This window comes from Streptomyces sp. NPDC051104, assembly GCF_040682835.1.
Taxonomy (GTDB): domain Bacteria; phylum Actinomycetota; class Actinomycetes; order Streptomycetales; family Streptomycetaceae; genus Streptomyces; species Streptomyces cynarae.
The window spans coordinates 115,543-130,884 of the sequence record NZ_JBFBBS010000008.1; the positions used below are offsets into that span (position 1 = coordinate 115,543).

The 15,342-nt window shown below is 70.9% G+C and carries 14 protein-coding genes, 1 tRNA gene and 4 pseudogenes; 4 read left to right on the forward strand and 15 right to left on the reverse strand.

Annotated elements, in window-relative coordinates; all coding sequences use genetic code 11:
• Positions 1 to 36: 36 nt before the first annotated feature.
• Positions 37 to 873, reverse strand: a pseudogene (locus AB0N14_RS14825) (biosynthetic peptidoglycan transglycosylase); the annotation flags it as partial.
• A 409-nt stretch (positions 874 to 1,282) separates the two neighbouring features.
• Here AB0N14_RS14825 and AB0N14_RS14830 point away from each other — a divergent pair.
• Entirely contained in the window at positions 1,283 to 1,570 is a 288-nt protein-coding gene (locus AB0N14_RS14830) for a hypothetical protein (RefSeq protein ID WP_366026034.1), read from the forward strand.
• A 225-nt stretch (positions 1,571 to 1,795) separates the two neighbouring features.
• Here AB0N14_RS14830 and AB0N14_RS14835 read toward each other — a convergent pair.
• From AB0N14_RS14835 to AB0N14_RS14890, 12 genes and pseudogenes are all read right to left on the reverse strand, one after another.
• Positions 1,796 to 1,869: transfer RNA gene (locus AB0N14_RS14835), tRNA-Pro, on the reverse strand.
• A gap of 92 nt (positions 1,870 to 1,961) precedes the next feature.
• Positions 1,962 to 2,333, reverse strand: coding sequence for an MmcQ/YjbR family DNA-binding protein (locus tag AB0N14_RS14840; RefSeq protein ID WP_366026035.1), 372 nt, complete (start codon positions 2,331 to 2,333; stop codon positions 1,962 to 1,964).
• A gap of 42 nt (positions 2,334 to 2,375) precedes the next feature.
• The gene (locus tag AB0N14_RS14845; RefSeq protein WP_366026036.1) at positions 2,376 to 2,906 is read right to left on the reverse strand and encodes a GNAT family N-acetyltransferase; all 531 of its coding nucleotides are present in this window, start codon (positions 2,904 to 2,906) and stop codon (positions 2,376 to 2,378) included.
• Positions 2,903 to 3,490, reverse strand: a complete 588-nt coding sequence (locus AB0N14_RS14850) for an XRE family transcriptional regulator (protein WP_366026037.1) — start codon at positions 3,488 to 3,490, stop codon at positions 2,903 to 2,905. The genes AB0N14_RS14845 and AB0N14_RS14850 overlap by 4 nt, the downstream gene beginning before the upstream one ends.
• An 87-nt stretch (positions 3,491 to 3,577) precedes the next feature.
• Entirely contained in the window at positions 3,578 to 4,483 is a 906-nt protein-coding gene (locus tag AB0N14_RS14855) for a LysR family transcriptional regulator (protein WP_366026038.1), read from the reverse strand.
• A 32-nt stretch (positions 4,484 to 4,515) separates the two neighbouring features.
• Positions 4,516 to 5,715 (reverse strand): glycine C-acetyltransferase, encoded by a 1,200-nt coding sequence (locus AB0N14_RS14860; RefSeq protein WP_366026039.1) that lies wholly within the window; start codon positions 5,713 to 5,715, stop codon positions 4,516 to 4,518.
• A 40-nt stretch (positions 5,716 to 5,755) separates the two neighbouring features.
• On the reverse strand, positions 5,756 to 6,784 hold the full coding sequence (tdh, locus tag AB0N14_RS14865; protein ID WP_366026040.1) for an L-threonine 3-dehydrogenase: 1,029 nt from the start codon (positions 6,782 to 6,784) through the stop codon (positions 5,756 to 5,758).
• Between the two features lie 266 nt (positions 6,785 to 7,050).
• Positions 7,051 to 7,620, reverse strand: coding sequence for a GAF domain-containing protein (locus AB0N14_RS14870; RefSeq protein ID WP_366026041.1), 570 nt, complete (start codon positions 7,618 to 7,620; stop codon positions 7,051 to 7,053).
• Complete coding sequence (locus AB0N14_RS14875) at positions 7,617 to 8,216, reverse strand: ATP/GTP-binding protein (protein ID WP_366026042.1); 600 nt, start codon at positions 8,214 to 8,216, stop codon at positions 7,617 to 7,619. The genes AB0N14_RS14870 and AB0N14_RS14875 overlap by 4 nt, the downstream gene beginning before the upstream one ends.
• A pseudogene (locus AB0N14_RS14880) lies at positions 8,194 to 8,570 on the reverse strand (DUF742 domain-containing protein). Before AB0N14_RS14880 ends, AB0N14_RS14875 begins: the two are co-directional and overlap by 23 nt.
• A complete protein-coding gene (locus AB0N14_RS14885) occupies positions 8,567 to 9,001 on the reverse strand; it encodes a roadblock/LC7 domain-containing protein (RefSeq protein WP_366026043.1) in 435 nt (144 codons plus the stop codon). Before AB0N14_RS14885 ends, AB0N14_RS14880 begins: the two are co-directional and overlap by 4 nt.
• A gap of 56 nt (positions 9,002 to 9,057) precedes the next feature.
• Positions 9,058 to 10,941, reverse strand: a complete 1,884-nt coding sequence (locus AB0N14_RS14890; protein WP_366026044.1) for an ATP-binding protein — start codon at positions 10,939 to 10,941, stop codon at positions 9,058 to 9,060.
• A 668-nt stretch (positions 10,942 to 11,609) separates the two neighbouring features.
• Here AB0N14_RS14890 and AB0N14_RS14895 point away from each other — a divergent pair.
• Positions 11,610 to 12,658 (forward strand): annotated as a pseudogene (locus AB0N14_RS14895) (LacI family DNA-binding transcriptional regulator).
• Positions 12,659 to 12,928: 270 nt separating this feature from the next.
• The gene (locus tag AB0N14_RS14900; protein ID WP_366026046.1) at positions 12,929 to 13,579 is read left to right on the forward strand and encodes a DUF4360 domain-containing protein; all 651 of its coding nucleotides are present in this window, start codon (positions 12,929 to 12,931) and stop codon (positions 13,577 to 13,579) included.
• Between the two features lie 75 nt (positions 13,580 to 13,654).
• On the opposite strand, the pseudogene AB0N14_RS14905 reads toward AB0N14_RS14900, so the two are convergent.
• Positions 13,655 to 14,181, reverse strand: a pseudogene (locus AB0N14_RS14905) (DUF4232 domain-containing protein); the annotation flags it as partial.
• Positions 14,182 to 14,239: 58 nt separating this feature from the next.
• Positions 14,240 to 14,656: a hypothetical protein gene (locus AB0N14_RS14910; RefSeq protein ID WP_366026047.1), complete on the reverse strand. Its 417-nt coding sequence runs from the start codon at positions 14,654 to 14,656 to the stop codon at positions 14,240 to 14,242.
• A gap of 85 nt (positions 14,657 to 14,741) precedes the next feature.
• Here AB0N14_RS14910 and AB0N14_RS14915 point away from each other — a divergent pair, with 85 nt between their 5' ends.
• Positions 14,742 to 15,275, forward strand: coding sequence for an AAA family ATPase (locus AB0N14_RS14915; protein WP_366026048.1), 534 nt, complete (start codon positions 14,742 to 14,744; stop codon positions 15,273 to 15,275).
• Positions 15,276 to 15,342: the final 67 nt, after the last annotated feature.

Consider the following 15,342-nt stretch of genomic DNA (forward strand, 5'->3'; position numbering starts at 1 on the left):
GCGCGCCTTGGCCTGGGCCTTGGCCTGCGGGTCGGTGTCGGCGTGCATCAGCAGGCTCGGCTCATTGACCGTTGCGGCGATGAAGGCCCCCTGGCTTACGGTCAGCTGGAAGGCGTGCACATGGTAGTAGGCACGGGCCGCGGCCTCGATGCCGTAGGCGTCCCGGCCGTAGTAACAGGTGTTGAGGTAGCCCTGCAGTATCTGCTGCTTGGACATCTGCCCGCCGATCTTCAGGGAGATCATGATCTCCCTGAGCTTGCGGGTGACCGACTGGTCCTGACTGAGGTAGGTGTTCTTCACGAACTGCTGGGTGATGGTGGACCCCGACTGCACCTCACCGCCCGTGGCCATGTGGTAAACGGCTCGGAGCATGCCCTGCGTATCAACACCTGGATCGGAGTAGAAGGTGGCGTTCTCCGCGGCGAGGAAGTCCCATTGCACCAGCTTCGGCACCTGGGCGAGGTCGACGTTCTGCCGGTTGGTCGCCCCCTGCGTGGTCATCACCGAGCCGTCCGACCAGTAGAAGGTGTTGCTCTGCGCTTGGGTATTGGGGTTCGCGCTGGGAATGGTCGTCGTGGCGTAGGCATAGCCGAACAGGCCCAGCAGGCCGACGACGAACAGCAGGAAGGTGCCCGACACCAGCTTCCACGACGGCAGCCACCGCCGGAGACCACGTCGGCCGGCCCGCGGGTAGTCGATCAGGCCCCGCCGACGGGACCGTGTGACGTCCGCACGTCGCGTGCCCGCAGTTCGGCGGGCACGCCCGTCCCGGGACTGCGCAGCCCTGCGCGCCGCGGCCCGGCCACCGTTGTGCACACCGTCAGAGCCGGACGGTATGGTCCTCCCCGGCGATCGGCGCCGGTGTTCGCTCATTCTCGCCACTCCTCAGCCAAGGACCCGGCTCCGTCGGCGCCGAGAGGCCACCCACGGAGTGCCCCCTTGGGGTCTGCCGGAGCGCGCTTACACGCCCCGGCAGCTCCTACATGTTGTAAGAGTAAGGTGCGCCCGCACTACGCATGCAGCCGCCCCCTGGCCAGAGGCGCAAGGCAGCGGGTCGTCTTTGCTTGAGAAGAGGGGATGCGGTGGGCAAAACCTGCCGGACACTGGCCGCATCTGACTTGACCTCGAAGGCCGCCGCTCCAGTCTCGGTATCTGCCTGCAGACCCACCCTGTCCCCATCGAATGTTCATGCGCGGGTTGACCGCCCCGCCCGGGGCCGCAGGCTCCGGCGGCCCGGGAGCGGTACTGGCCGTGCACACGCTGACTGCACTGCGTCGTCGAGGTGACCTGGGCCGACCAGGACTTCGCCGACTCGTTCATGGACCGGTTCCTGGGCCGGTCCGCCATCGCCCTGCGGCGCACCCTGGAGGTCATGAGCGAAGATCTCGGGAAACAGGGCTCCGAAGTCCGGCGGGACATCCCCCGCCACCCGATCTCGGACACGCTCTCAGCCCCTCGTGGGGAGCTCGGCCAGGGGGCGCCGCAGGCCGACCACGAGGAGAGCGACGATGACGACCGCGGCGCCGGCGAGGCCGACCGGCGTGGAGAGCGCGCTGCCGGCACCTTCTGACGAAGCTAGCGCTATCTGCACCCGGACGTACACAAGACCACGGCCGCCGGGGCGGCGCTCTCCGCACACTTCAGCGTGCTCCGCGCACCGCGGTCGCTGCCGAGCCCCATCGTCGTGACCCGCTGACCTCGGTCAACGACGCCGGTCCCCAACTAGTCCCCAAGAATGATCAAGGGCCGGTTTCGGATGCCTCCGAAACCGGCCCTGACCTGCGACTGTCTCCAGTCGGGACGACAGGATTTGAACCTGCGACCCCTTGACCCCCAGTCAAGTGCGCTACCAAGCTGCGCCACGTCCCGTTGCCCGTCTGACCTGGGGTTTCCCCTGGCCCAACGTGCACAGAAACAATACCGCACTCGGGGCCCTGGTCGCGCATCCCTTTGTCCGGCGTTCAGTCGCGGCAGCCCTCCCCCGCCGGGAGACCCAAGTCAGGATGGAGGTCGAGGAGGCGGGGCGGCGCCGCCTGGCGCCAGGAGTCGGCGAGGATGTCGCGCAGCTCGCTCTCGTCCTCCAGGACGGCCAGGCGCACCCGGATCCAGGCGAATTGTGCCTCGTGGTCGGCGACCCAGAACTTCCCGGGCTCCGCCAGGACCAGTTCGTCCCGCTCTTCCTTGGGGCACCGCACGGCCATGGACGACTCGTCCTCGGGCAGCGTGGCGAACATCTTCCCCGCGACCCGGAACGTGGGCATCCTCCAGGCGATCTTCTCCGTGCTGTCCGGCAGGGAGAGGGCGATACGGCGTACGTCTTCGGCGTCCGGCATGTCTCGCACCGTAGCCAACACCACTGACAACCGGGCGGCCGGTCAACGAGGGAGCGGCGCCACCTGCTTGTAGTAGATCGTCGTGGGCTGCAGGACGCCCGCCGGGGTCGCCGCGAAGTCCGGTATCGAGCCGACCCTGGTCCAGCCCGCGGAGCGGTACAGCGACTCGGCGGGGCTGCCGGTCTCCGTGTCCAGGTGGAGCAGGGTGATCCCGGCCTCGGCGGCGGCCAACTCCGCGGTGGCCAGCAGCCTGCGCGCAAGGCCCTTGCCGCGGGCCTCGCGGTGCACCATGAGTTTGACCAGTTCGGCCCGGTGGCGACCGTTCGGCTTGTCCGGGAAGGCGAGGCTCACCGTGCCCGTCACCCGGTCCCCCGCCCAGGCCACCCACACCGCGAGGCCGCCCGCGTCGACCGCGTCCGCCCGTGCCTTCCACCAGGCCACGGCCGCTGCCCGGTCCAGCGGTGCGAGGAAGCCGATGGACGCCCCGCTGTGCACGGTGTCGGTCAGCAGACCGGCCAGTTCCTCGGAGCGTGCCCGCAGCTCCTCCCCACCGAGTCTGTCGATCACGGTCATGGGAGCACCACCACCAGCGTGTACCGCACATCGTCCGGTCCCGGGCAGCGGAACCGCGTCGGCCCCCAGGCCCGCATCCGCAGGCAGTCGCCGGCGCCGAGGCGGTGTTCGACGTCCTGTGCGGTCACGTGCAGCGTTCCGTCGAGGACCCATATGTGCTGTTCGAGCCCTGGCACGGGCGGCCGGTCGTAGGCGATGTCGGCTCCCGCCGTGAGCCGTCCCTCGACGACTTCGCCGCGCAGTCCGGGGTGCGGAGGGGACACCGACCGCCGTACGAAGCCGGACGTCGTGTCCTGCCACACCAACTGGTCGGCGGCGCGCACCACCTGCGCGGCCTCCGCCTCCACCTCGCTGAGCAGCCGGGACATCGTACGGCCGTAGACGGCGCACAGCCGGTTCAGCAGCGCGGCGGTGGGGCTGATCTCGGCGCGTTCGGCACGGGACAGGGTCGAGCGGCTGACGCCGCTGCGCTCGGACAGCTCGTCCAGCGACCAGCCGCGTTCGGCCCGCAGTTCGGCGAGACGGGCCGCGAGCCGGGCGTCGACGGAGTCGATGAGGTCGATGAGGCCGTTTCCTGTTCCCATATTCGGGATCGTATCCCGGATCTGAGAGGCACGCGGGGGTGTCCGGGCGCTGGGGGTTTCCAGATCGCCGGAGACAGGCCGAGCCCGTCAGTCCGCCGTCGCCGCCTCCGTCAGCGCGTCCAGCACCGGGCGGATCAGGGGATGCTCCTCCGCGCCCCGGCGCACGGCCGCGAAGACCCGGCGCGTGGGCGCGACACCGTCGACCGGACGGACCATCACGCCGCTGAGGTCCATGCCGCACAGGGCGGAGCGGGGCACCAGCGCCACCCCCGCGTCCGCCGAGGCGAGGGCGACGACCGCCCGGAAGTCGTCCGAGGAGTGCTCGAGGCGGGGCTGGAACCCCGCGTGCTCGCAGGCCAGGACCACCACGTCATGGCAGGGATTGCCGGGATACGGGCCGATCCACGGATCCTTGGCCAGTTCGGCGAGCGGGACCTCGGGGGCGCCGGCCAGACGGTGGGTGACCGGTACGACCGCGTCGAAGGGCTCGGCGTACAGCGGGATGTGCGTGAGCCGGGGATCGTCGGCGTCCGGCGCGCCCCGGTACTCCACGGCGACCGCCACGTCGACCTGCCGGTCGAGGACCATCGGCAGGCTCTCGTCGCCCTCCGCGTCCTGGACACGGATCCGGATGCCGGGCGCGCTGCCGGCGAGCCGGGCCAGCGCGGGGGCGACGACCAGACCGATGCCGGTGGCGAAGGAAGCCAGCGTCACCGTGCCCGCCGAGCCCGCGCCGTAGGCCGCCAGCTCGGCCTCGGCGCGCTCCAGCTGGGCCAGGACGGCATGGGTGTGGCTGAGCAGGATCTCGCCGGCCGGAGTGAGCCGTACTCCCTTGGCGCCTCGCTCGACGAGCCGGTGGCCGGTCTCCTGTTCCAGCGCGGTGAGCTGCTGGGACACCGCGGAGGGGGTGAGGTAGAGCGCGGCGGCAGCGGCCGTCACCGTGCGGTGGTCGGCCACCGCACGGAGGATGTGCAGCCGCCGCGCTTCGATCATGCGAACGATTATCGCAAGAGGTCCGGGTCGCCTCAGACGTCCAGCTGCGCCCGGGCCGCCACGAAGGCGTCGACGGCGCGGTGGACGTCGTCCGTGGAGTGCGCCGCGGACAGCTGCACCCGGATCCGGGCCTGGCCCTGCGGAACCACCGGGTAGGAGAAGCCGATGACGTACACGCCCCGCTCCAGGAGCAGCTCGGCCATGCGTCCGGCCTTCGCGGCGTCACCGATCATGACCGGGGCGATCGGGTGGTCGCCCGGCAGGATGTCGAAGCCCTCCTCGGTCATCCGGCGGCGGAAGAGAGCGGTGTTCTCATTCAGCTTCTCGCGCAGATCGCCCGCCGACTCCAGCAGGTCGAGCACCTTGAGGGAGGCCGCGGCGATCACCGGGGCGAGGGTGTTGGAGAAGAGGTACGGCCGGGAGCGCTGGCGCAGCAGGGCGACGATCTCGGCGCGGGCGGCGACGTAACCGCCGGAGGCGCCGCCGAGCGCCTTGCCGAGGGTGCCCGTGACGATGTCGACGCGGTCCATGACGCCGTGCAGCTCGGGGGTGCCGCGACCGCCGGGGCCGACGAAGCCGACGGCGTGCGAGTCGTCGACCATCACCATGGCGTCGTAGCGGTCCGCGAGGTCGCAGATCTCACGCAACGGGGCCACGTAGCCGTCCATGGAGAACACGCCGTCGGTGACGATCAGCTTGCGGCGGGCGCCACCCTCGGCGGCCTCCTTCAACTGCCGTTCCAGCTCGGCGAGATCACGGTTGGCGTAGCGGAAGCGGCGGGCCTTGGACAGGCGGATGCCGTCGATGATGGAGGCGTGGTTGAGGGCGTCGGAGATGACCGCGTCCTGCTCGCCGAGCAGGGTCTCGAACACACCGCCGTTGGCGTCGAAGCAGGAGGAGTACAGGATGGTGTCCTCCTGGCCGAGGAAGGCCGAAAGGCGCGCCTCCAGCTCCTTGTGGACCTCCTGGGTGCCGCAGATGAAGCGCACCGACGCCATGCCGTAGCCCCAGCGGTCCAGCGCCGCGTGGGCGGCGGTGATCACCTCGGGGTGGTCGGCGAGGCCGAGGTAGTTGTTGGCGCAGAAGTTGAGCACCTCGCCGGGGCGGCCGCCCGCGGTGACGTTGACGGTCGCGGACTGCGGGGTGCCGATCACGCGCTCGGGCTTGTGCAGCCCGGCGGCGCGGATCTCGTCGAGGGTGGCGCGCAGGTCGTCGCGCACGGAGGTGAACATGAAGCACTCCTTCAAGTGCAGAGGCGAACCGAGCCACAAATCAAGCAGCCCAGTCGAGGATGATCTTGCCGCCGCGGCCGCTCGCCGCGTCGGCGAACGCGGCCTCGTGGTCGCGGTAGTCGTACCGGCCGGTGATGACGGGTGCCAGGTCGAGGCCGCCCTCCAGCAGGACGGACATCGCGTACCACGTTTCGAACATCTCGCGGCCGTAGATGCCCTTGATGGTGATCATCGAGGTGACGATGCGCGCCCAGTCGACGGGGAACTCCTGGGACGGCAGACCGAGCATCGCGATGCGGCCGCCGTGCGTCATGTTGGCGATCATGTCGCGCATCGCCTCGGGGCGGCCGGACATCTCCAGGCCGATGTCGAAGCCCTCGCGCAGGCCGAGTTCGCGCTGGCCGTCGGCGATGGTCGCCCTGGAGACGTTCAGGGCGAGGCTCACGCCGATCTTGCGGGCGAGGTCCAGGCGCTCCTCGCTGACGTCGGTGATGACGACGTTGCGGGCGCCCGCATGCCGGGCCACGGCGGCGGCCATCAGGCCGATGGGGCCGGCACCGGTGATCAGGACGTCCTCGCCGACCAGCGGGAAGGACAGGGCCGTGTGCACGGCGTTGCCGAACGGGTCGAAGATCGCGGCGACATCGAGGTCGACGGGGACGCGGTGCACCCAGACGTTCGTGGCGGGCAGCACCACGTACTCGGCGAACGCCCCGTCCCGCCCGACACCGAGCCCGACGGTCGCCCGGCACAGATGACGGCGCCCGGCGAGGCAGTTGCGGCACTTCCCGCACACCAGGTGGCCCTCGCCGCTGACCCGGTCACCGACGCCCACATCGGTGACGTCCCGTCCGGTGGCGACGACCTCGCCCACGAACTCGTGCCCGACGACCAGGGGCGTGCGGATCGTCTGCCGCGCCCAGCCGTTCCAGGCGCGGATGTGCAGGTCGGTTCCGCAGATCCCGGTCCGCAGCACCTTGATCAGTACGTCGCCTGGGCCGACGGTGGGCTCCGGAACGTCCGTGAGCCGGAGCCCTGGTTCCGCCTTGTCCTTGACCAGCGCCTTCAACGCTACGGCTCCTGGGAGTGAGGCCCTGCGCAGGGCATGCCGAAGGGGCCCGCGCCGGGGGAAGGATGTGAAGTCGCTCAGAAATCTGCCGCATGGGGGATCGGCGGTCCATCGAGGATTTCTTAAGCGCGACCGCAGCTTTCCTTCACGCCCCGCGCAGCCGACCGCTTTCCTTCACGCCCCGCGCAGCCGACCGCTTTCCTTCACGCCCCGCGCAGCCGACCGCTTTCCTTCACGCGCGTCTCCGCACCGTTCGGGTCCTGCCGTCAGGCGCGCTCGGCATCACCGGTCTCCCTGGCGGCGATCCGCTCGGCGAGCTCCGCCGCCAGCGACTTGATGGTGTCCAGGCCCGCGCGGCCCCAGGGGCGCGGTCGCACATCGAGGGCGCAGACCGTGCCGAGAGCGATGCCCGTGCCGTCCATGAGCGGGGCGCCCAGGTAGGAGCGGACGCCGGCCTCGTCCACGAGCGGATTGCCGGCGAAGCGGGGGTAGTCACGGACGTCCTCCAGGACCAGGGCCCTGCGCCGGACGACCACATGCGGGCAGAAGCCGTACTCGCGGCCCAGGTGGCGGGCCGGTTCGCCGGCCGCGCCGTCCGGGTCCGCGGGCACGGTGAGGGGGCGGTCGTCGGGCTGGTGAAGTCCCGCGAAGTACTGACGGTGTTCCTGGACGAAGGTCACCATGGCGTACGGCACCTCGGCGAGCCCCGCGAGCCGGTCCGCGAAGGCGTCGAATTCCGGTTCCGCGCGCTCCCCGAGGCCGAGTCGGCGCAGCCTGCGGACGCGCTCGGGGGCGTCCCCGTCCTGAGGGGTCAGGAGCAGTCGGCTCAGTCTCATGCGCTGGCTCCGCGGCTCGTGGCGGGTGCCGGCGTCTGAGCGAGCAGGCGGCGGACGAGCGTGAGCAGGGTCTGGATCCCGGAGCTGGAGATCCGGGCGTCGCAGCGCACGACGGGGATCCCGGGATGCAGGTCGAGGGCGGCGCGCACCTCCTCCGGGTCGTAGCGGTGGGCGCCGTCGAACCCGTTGACGGCGATGATGATTCCGAGGCCGCGGCGCTCGAAGAAGTCGACGGCGGCGAAGCAGTCCTGCAGGCGCCGGGTGTCGGCGACGATCACCGCGCCGAGCGCGCCCTCCGACAGCTCGTCCCACATGAACCAGAAGCGTTCCTGTCCGGGCGTCCCGAACAGGTACAGCACATGCTTCGGGTCCAGGGTGATACGGCCGAAGTCCATCGCCACCGTCGTCTCGACCTTGCCCTCGATGCCGTCGAGGCGGTCGGTGGCGGCGCCGGCCGTGGTGAGCAGTTCCTCCGTGCTCAGCGGCGCGATCTCGCTCACCGCGCCCACGAAGGTCGTCTTGCCGACGCCGAACCCTCCCGCCACCAGGACCTTCAGCGCGGTGGGGAAGGAATCAGAGCTGTCGTCGTAGTCCATCGAGCACTGCCTCCAGAAGGGACCGGTCGGTGGGGTTGTGGTGGTGTGCGGGGGGCTTGGTGGTGAGCGCCCCGCAGTCGACGAGGTCGGACAGCAGCACCTTCGTGACCGCCGCCGGCAGCCTCAGGTGGGCGGCGACCTCGGCGACCGGGACGGGCGAACGGCACAGGCCGAGCGCCTGGGCGTGCTCCGGGCCGAGGGGGCCGAGGGGGGTGGATCCGGTGGCCCTCATCTGTGACAGGAGGTCGAGCGCGGCGGTCGGGCGGGTGCGGCCGTTGCTGATCGTGTAGGGACGCACCAGCCGCCCGGCAGCGTCGTCGAGCCAGGGCCGTCACCGGCCGCGGTGACGCTCAAGGCCGCATCGCCGTGGGCTGGTCGGCGCTTCGGCGGGGCGCGGTCGTCAGGTACGGCCGCACGCTCTTGACGAGCATCGCCATCTCGTAGCCGAGGACCGCCGCGTCGGCCTCGCGGCCGGCCAGGACGGCGAGACAGGTGCCGGAGCCGGCGGTGGTGACGAACAGCAGGGTCGAGTCGAGTTCGACGACGACCTGCCGTACGTCGCCGCCGTCCCCGAAGCGGACGCCGGCGCTGCGGCCGAGGGCATGGAGGCCGGAGGCGAGGGCGGCCATGTGGTCGGCGCTGTCCGGGTCGAGGCCGTGCCCGGCCTTCACCAGCCCGTCGCAGGAGAGGAGGACCGCGCTCGTGGTGTGCGGTACGCGCTGGACGAGGCCGCTCATCAGCCAGTCGAGGTCATGAGCCCCGGCGGTCGGCGCTTCGCTCGCCATGGTGGATCGACTCCTTGGGGTACGCGGGTCTGCGGGAGCGGGTGGGGTCGGGACGGTCATCCGGCCGGAGCGCTCCCGTCGTGACGGTCTGTCAGGTCATGTTCGGGCGGGTTCGACCCGCGAAGGGCCTCCGCGAGGCCGATGCCCCGCCGGAACGCGGCCATCAGGCCCGGGTCGTGGCCGGTGTACCGGTTGGCGTCCTGGTGGACGGGCGGGGTCGGGCCGCCGCGGAGTTGGGGCGCGAGGTGTTCCTGGGCGCGGCGGCGGGGCAGCGAGGGTCTGCCCAGGCCCGCGCTCGCCGTGTCGACGCGCGGCACGGGCGGTCTGGTCGCGTTATCGGCGAGGGTCGCGCGGTCGGCGGGGTGGATGCCGGGCCGGGCCTCGGCGGGGGTGGGCCGTCGTCCGTCGGTGTCGCGGACGGGCAACGCGCTCCGGACGTGGTCGGCCGGGATGCCGTTGGGTGCCGGCCAGCGCGGTTCGTGAGGTACGGGGTGTTCGGACGCGCGGGCGGAGGGATGGGGGGTGGGACGGGTGTGGGGCGGGGCCGCGACAGCCGTGGTGTGCGGGTCGGCCGCGGTGACGGTGGGCCACGGGTTCGCGGAAATGGCCGTGTCCCGCGGGCTGGTCCGGGTCGCCGCACTCCGGGAGCCGGATGCGCCTCCGGTGCTCCAGCCGCCCGCAACGACCGCGGTGCCCTGCGGTGCCACCGGTGTCATCGTCGCGGCCGCCCCCGGTGCCGGGCCGAGCAGCCCTTGCGGCAGGACGAGCACGGCCTGCACACCGCCGTAGAGGTTGGTCTGCAACCGCACGTGGATGCCGTGCCGGCGGGCGAGCTGGGAGACCACGAACAGGCCGATGCGGCCGTCCGCCAGCAAACCGGCGGCGTTGAACTGGTCCGGGTCGGCGAGCAGGGCGTTCATCTTGTTCTGCTCGTCCTGGGGCATGCCGAGCCCGCGGTCCTCGACCTCCACGGCGAGTCCCGAGGTGACGAGGCTGGCACGCAGCACCACCTGGGTGTGCGGCGGCGAGAACACCGTGGCGTTCTCGACGAGTTCGGCCAGCAGGTGGATCACGTCGGCCACGGCGTGTCCGCGCAGGCTGCCGTCGACCGGCGGCACGAGCCGGACCCGCGTGTACTGCTCGACCTCGGCGGTCGCGGAGCGCAGCACCTCGGTCATGGGGACCGGGTTGCTCCACTGCCGACGGGAGACGGCGCCGCCGAGGACGGCGAGGTTCTCGGCGTGGCGCCGGATGCGGGTGGCGAGGTGGTCGATGTGGAAGAGGCCCTTGAGCAGGTCGGGGTCCTCGATGTCGTTCTCCAGCTCGTCCAGGATGGAGATCTCCCGGTGGACGAGCGACTGCAACCGCCGTGCGAGGTTCAGGAACACCTCGAGCTTCTGTTCGCTGCCCGCCCGGCTGGAGAGCTGTGCCGCCTGGACGACCGCGGCGACGGCGCCGTCGTGGGCGCGCGCCAGCTCGGCGGCGAGCTGTTCGAACTCGTCGGCGTCGGCGGCGGGTGTGCCGCGCGGCGCACGCAGGGGCGGTGTCTCGCCGTGGCGCAGCGCCTCCACGAGGGCGCGCAGGTCGGCCTCGTCGCGGGCGCTCTCGCGGCGCAACGCGTCGAGCCGGCCGGTCACGGACCGGGCGGCTCGCTCGGCGGCCACGGCAGCGATCACGATGCCCACCACGGTGACTCCGAGGGAGCCCGCGAGCACGGCCCAGAGCGCGAGGGTGGGGCGTGCGCCGGTGGTACGGACCGCGAAGAGCACGGCGGCGCAGGCGGCCAGGGCCACCGCGAGGGGCGGCAGGACGGCCAGACGCCACAGTTGGGGCCGTATCCGGATCTCGGGATGCGGAAGGACCGCGTGGGCGGCCGGCCGCCCGTGCCGCCCGCCCTCGCGGCGGTCTTCGCGTGCGGCGGGTGCGCGAAGGTGAGACATCGGCGTCCTCGTCCTGGGTGCGTCGGGGGCGTGGGGGCTCCCGCGGGTCTGCGCGACTCGGGCACGCGCCATCGCGGCGCCGGTCGAGAGAGCCGACGTTCCGGCCCTGCGTCGCCCGACGGACACTCAGAGTAGTCACCCTTGAGGCAGGCGGGGCGGGCTGTTGACAAAGTCCCCCGGAGAGCTTCCCGCTCTGGTATGACCTGTCGTACGACAGACCGATAACCGTGTCGATCGCGCGTTCCCGCTTGTCATCGAAACGATCAGAGCTGGTCAGAAGCGGTCACATGCAAAAGGCGAGTCGCTGAGGAATTTCCCGCCCCACAGCCCTCGCCCCGCTCGAACGCCGATCGAAGAGTCAGCCGGGCCGGGGGTCTTCCGCTCCTCGGAACCCCGGACGGCGCCCCCGGGATCGTCACCCGGAGTGTCGGCGGCCGTCTGCTGATCGGCGGCCGCGGGACGGAGCTGATCGAGCCGGGCGACCAGCCGGCGTCCGAGGTCTGCCGATCATGACGGGTGCACTTCCGCCGGAGGACGACGGCACGGGTACTGTCGTTGCCGACGAGCAGGCCGCGGGGGCGGCCGGTCCCTCGGAGAACTGACAGCACCACGGGTGGCGCGGAGGAGGACGACTCACTCGCGCCACCCTCATGTGAGGGGATACGACCATGGCTGTGGCACGCCGACCGACGCTCAGCGACGTCGCGGAGCAGGTCGGCGTCAGCGCCAAGACGGTGTCACGGGTGCTCAACGGTGACGGGCCGGTCGCCGCCGAGACCCGTGAGCGCGTGATGGAGGCCGTGCAGCGGCTGGGCTTCCGGCCCAACCTCATGGCCCGGCACATCCGCCTCGGCGGCAGCGACACCGCCATCGGGCTGATCGTGCCGGACATGAGCAACCCGTTCTTCGCCACGGTGGTGAGCGGGATCGAGTCGGTGACGCACGGCCGGGGCCTCACCCTCCTCGTCGGCTCCTCCGCTCAGGACGCCGAACGTGAACGCTCTCTGGTCGGGACGTTCCTTGCCCGCCGGGTCAGCGCCCTGCTCATGGCGCCGATCGTGAAAGCCGACCACGGGTACCTGAAGGCGGAGCGCTCCGCGGGACTGCCGGTGGTCTTCCTCGACCGTCCCGGCACCGGCCTGACCGCGGACAGCGTGCTCAGCTCCAACCGGCAGGGAGCACGCGAGGGCACCGCACACCTGATCGCGCACGGCCACCGCAGGATCGGCTTCATCGGCAACACGCCCACCGCAGGATCGGCTTCATCGGCAACACGCCCACCCACCTCTACACCCGCCGCATGCGTCTGCAGGGCTACCGGGACGCCCTCGCGGAAGCCGGGCTGCCGTACGACAGGGCACTGGTGGCCGGCGGCCACGACATGCAGTCGGCGGCCGCCGACACCGAGCGCCTGCTGAGCCTGGCGGACCCGCCGACGGCGCTGTTCGCGGCGAACAACTTCGCGTCCATGGGAGCCGTGCTGGGCCTTGCCCGGGCGGGCCGCAGGGATGTCGCGCTGGTCGGCTTCGACGACATACCGCTCGCCGAGGTCCTCGAGCCCGCCCTCACCGTTGTCGCCCAGGACCCGGCGGCCATGGGCGCCGCGGCCGCGACGACCGCGCTGGCCCGCCTGGACGGCGACCGCTCCCGAGCCCGCACCACGGAGATACCCACCCGGCTCATCCCCCGCGGCTCGGGGGAACTGCGCCCCCGCTGAAGCCACCGGCGCGGCACAACCAAGGGCTCGGCACGGGCCGAGGCGCGGCCGCAATCGGCGTTCGCCTGCGACACCCTCCACGCGTGGTCCCGTCGATGAATGGCCGGGGATCGACCTGTCCCCCCGATGGGCGACTGCGTACGATGCGAGCGCTCCCGGCCTTCACATCTCGCTCATGGTTTCTCCACGGACCGGGAGTCCGCGCGGGCGAGTTTGACGTGCTCATGACCAGCCCACGTGTGTCCACCCCCCACCGAACGAAGGAGAACCATGGCCGGCGGACTCCTCCTGAGCGGCGCGATCGCCGCTCTTCTCACCACCACGATTCCGGCACAGCACAGTTCACCCGTGTTCACCGACCCGCCCCCGGACAAGATCGTCATCGACATCGCCACGGTCAACGGCTCCGGCTGCCCCCAGGGCACCGCCGCCGTCGCCGTCTCGGAGGACAACACCGCCTTCACGGTGACCTACAGCGACTACCTCGCCCAGGCCGGTGGGACCTCCGACCCCACCGCCTTCCGCAAGAACTGCCAGCTCAACCTGGTCGTGCACGTCCCGCAGGGCTTCACCTACGCCATCGCCAGTGCCGACTACCGCGGCTTCGCCTCGCTCCAGCAGGGCGCGAGCGGCACCCAGCGGGCCTCGTACTACTTCCAGGGCTCCTCGAACACGGCGGACCGCAGCCACCCCTTCAACGGCCCCTACGACGACAACTGGCAGGCCACCGACAGTACGGACTGGGCGCAGCTCGTCTGGGCACCGTGCGGAGTGCAGCGGAACTTCAACATCAACACCGAACTGCGGGTCACCGCGGGCACGTCCGCGCCGGGCAAGGTCAGCTTCATGACCATGGACTCGACCGACGGAGACATCAGCACCGTCTACCACATGGCCTGGAAGGAGTGTCCGCGCTCCTGAACAAGAGCCGGCGGGCGAGTGAGCGCGGCGCCGCCCGCCCGCCGGCGGCGCCGCTGCCCATGGGACAGGCCGGCGTCATGACGTGGACGGCGCGGTGGACGGCCGTGTGCCGGTGGAGCCCGATGCCGTGTCCTTCTTCCACGGGCCGACACCGAGCTTCCCGGTGGTGCCGAGGTCGAGTTCCGGGGTCACCGTCACCGGGCGTGCGCCGGGCTTGGCCCACACACGAACGTCGGCGCGTTCATGGGAGTTCCGCCTTCGGTGGTGTTCCGCCACACGAGACCCGCGTAGGCGCGCTCCCCCGGCTTCAGGGTCACCGGCTCAGGGAGGCCGTCGGCTCCGGTGCCGGAGGCGATCTCATCGCCGTGGACGATCCTCACTCCGTCGACGCGCCCGTGACTCTCGTCCTGGACCTGGAGCTGCGGGTAGCCGTTGAGCCGGTAGACATCGGTGCCGCAGTTCTCCAGGTGCAGGCTCACGACGCGCAGGCCCATGGCTGCGTCGCCGTCGTCGGCGTACAGGCGTAGCCCCGAGGCTGGGCAGGGTCCCCCCGCGGAGGGCGCTTCGTCGTCGGGGACGCTGCGGACCTTGGCGACCTCGATAGAGCATCCGCTGGCACTGCACAGGAATGCGAGGCCGCGGCGACCCTCGCCCAGGCGCTCAGGCTGCGACTTCGCCGGGGTCCTCGTCCTCGTCGTCCGGGCTCAGGAAGGACCACGGGCGAACACAGGTGTAACCAGGAGGGAGATCGCAGCCCCTCAGCTCCCTGTATATCGCGTTGGCCTCCTCGCTGGCGCGCTGACCGGCGGGGAGCCTGCGGAGGAACGGGTCGCGGTCAGGGTCGAGGAAGGACTGACGAGGCTCGTCCGTGGCTTCACGATCAAAGAACGACTCGGAATCCCCGATGTCCTCGGCGTCGTACCTTTCGGCGTCCGCCCTCTCGTGGAGATGGGCGACCACCGCCAGGCCCACGGCCAGAGTCACGCCGAGGGCGACGCGGATCTTCGGCTTGTGCTTCCCGTACCAGTTCTTCGTCTTCTCGACGAAGGAGGTGGGCTCGCCGTCCTCGGGGGGCATGGAGTCAGTCACCTGCACAGATCTACCCGACCCATGCCCCACCTGTCGGGCAATCACCCGACATCGCCCGATCAAGTTCAGTAGCGTGAAGTCCGTACTCGTATGGCTCAACGGCACCCACGGCGCAGGCAAGACGACGACCAGCGCACTCGTGCAGCAACTGATCCCGGACTCACGGGTGTTCGACGCCGAGAAGGTCGGCGAGACACTCATGGACATTACGCCAGGGTTGCCCACGACGGACAACTTCCAGCACTGGCCGCCGTGGCGGCCGCTCGTGGTCGAGACTGCCCGCCGCGTACTCGACTACACCGGCGGCACCCTGATCATGCCCATGACTGTCTTGGTCGAGAAGTACTGGCGCGAGATCAGCTCGGGCCTCTCCCAGCATGCCATTCAGGTCCGGCACTTCGTCCTCCATGCCGACCAGGACACCCTACGCGAGCGCATCGCAGGCGACACCGTTCTTGGCCCCAACTCCCCGTTCCGTCTCCGATACCTCGAGCCCTACGCCGAGGCGGCCCGCACGTGGTTGCATGCCGACGCCGAGGTCGTCGACACCACGCACCTCACTCCCGCCCAGGCCGCCCAGCAGATCGCAGATGCCGTCAAGAGCTGAGAAAACGACCTTCCAGCGTCAAACCTCGCATGTCACAACAAGCCTGCCTATGTGACAACCATCGTGT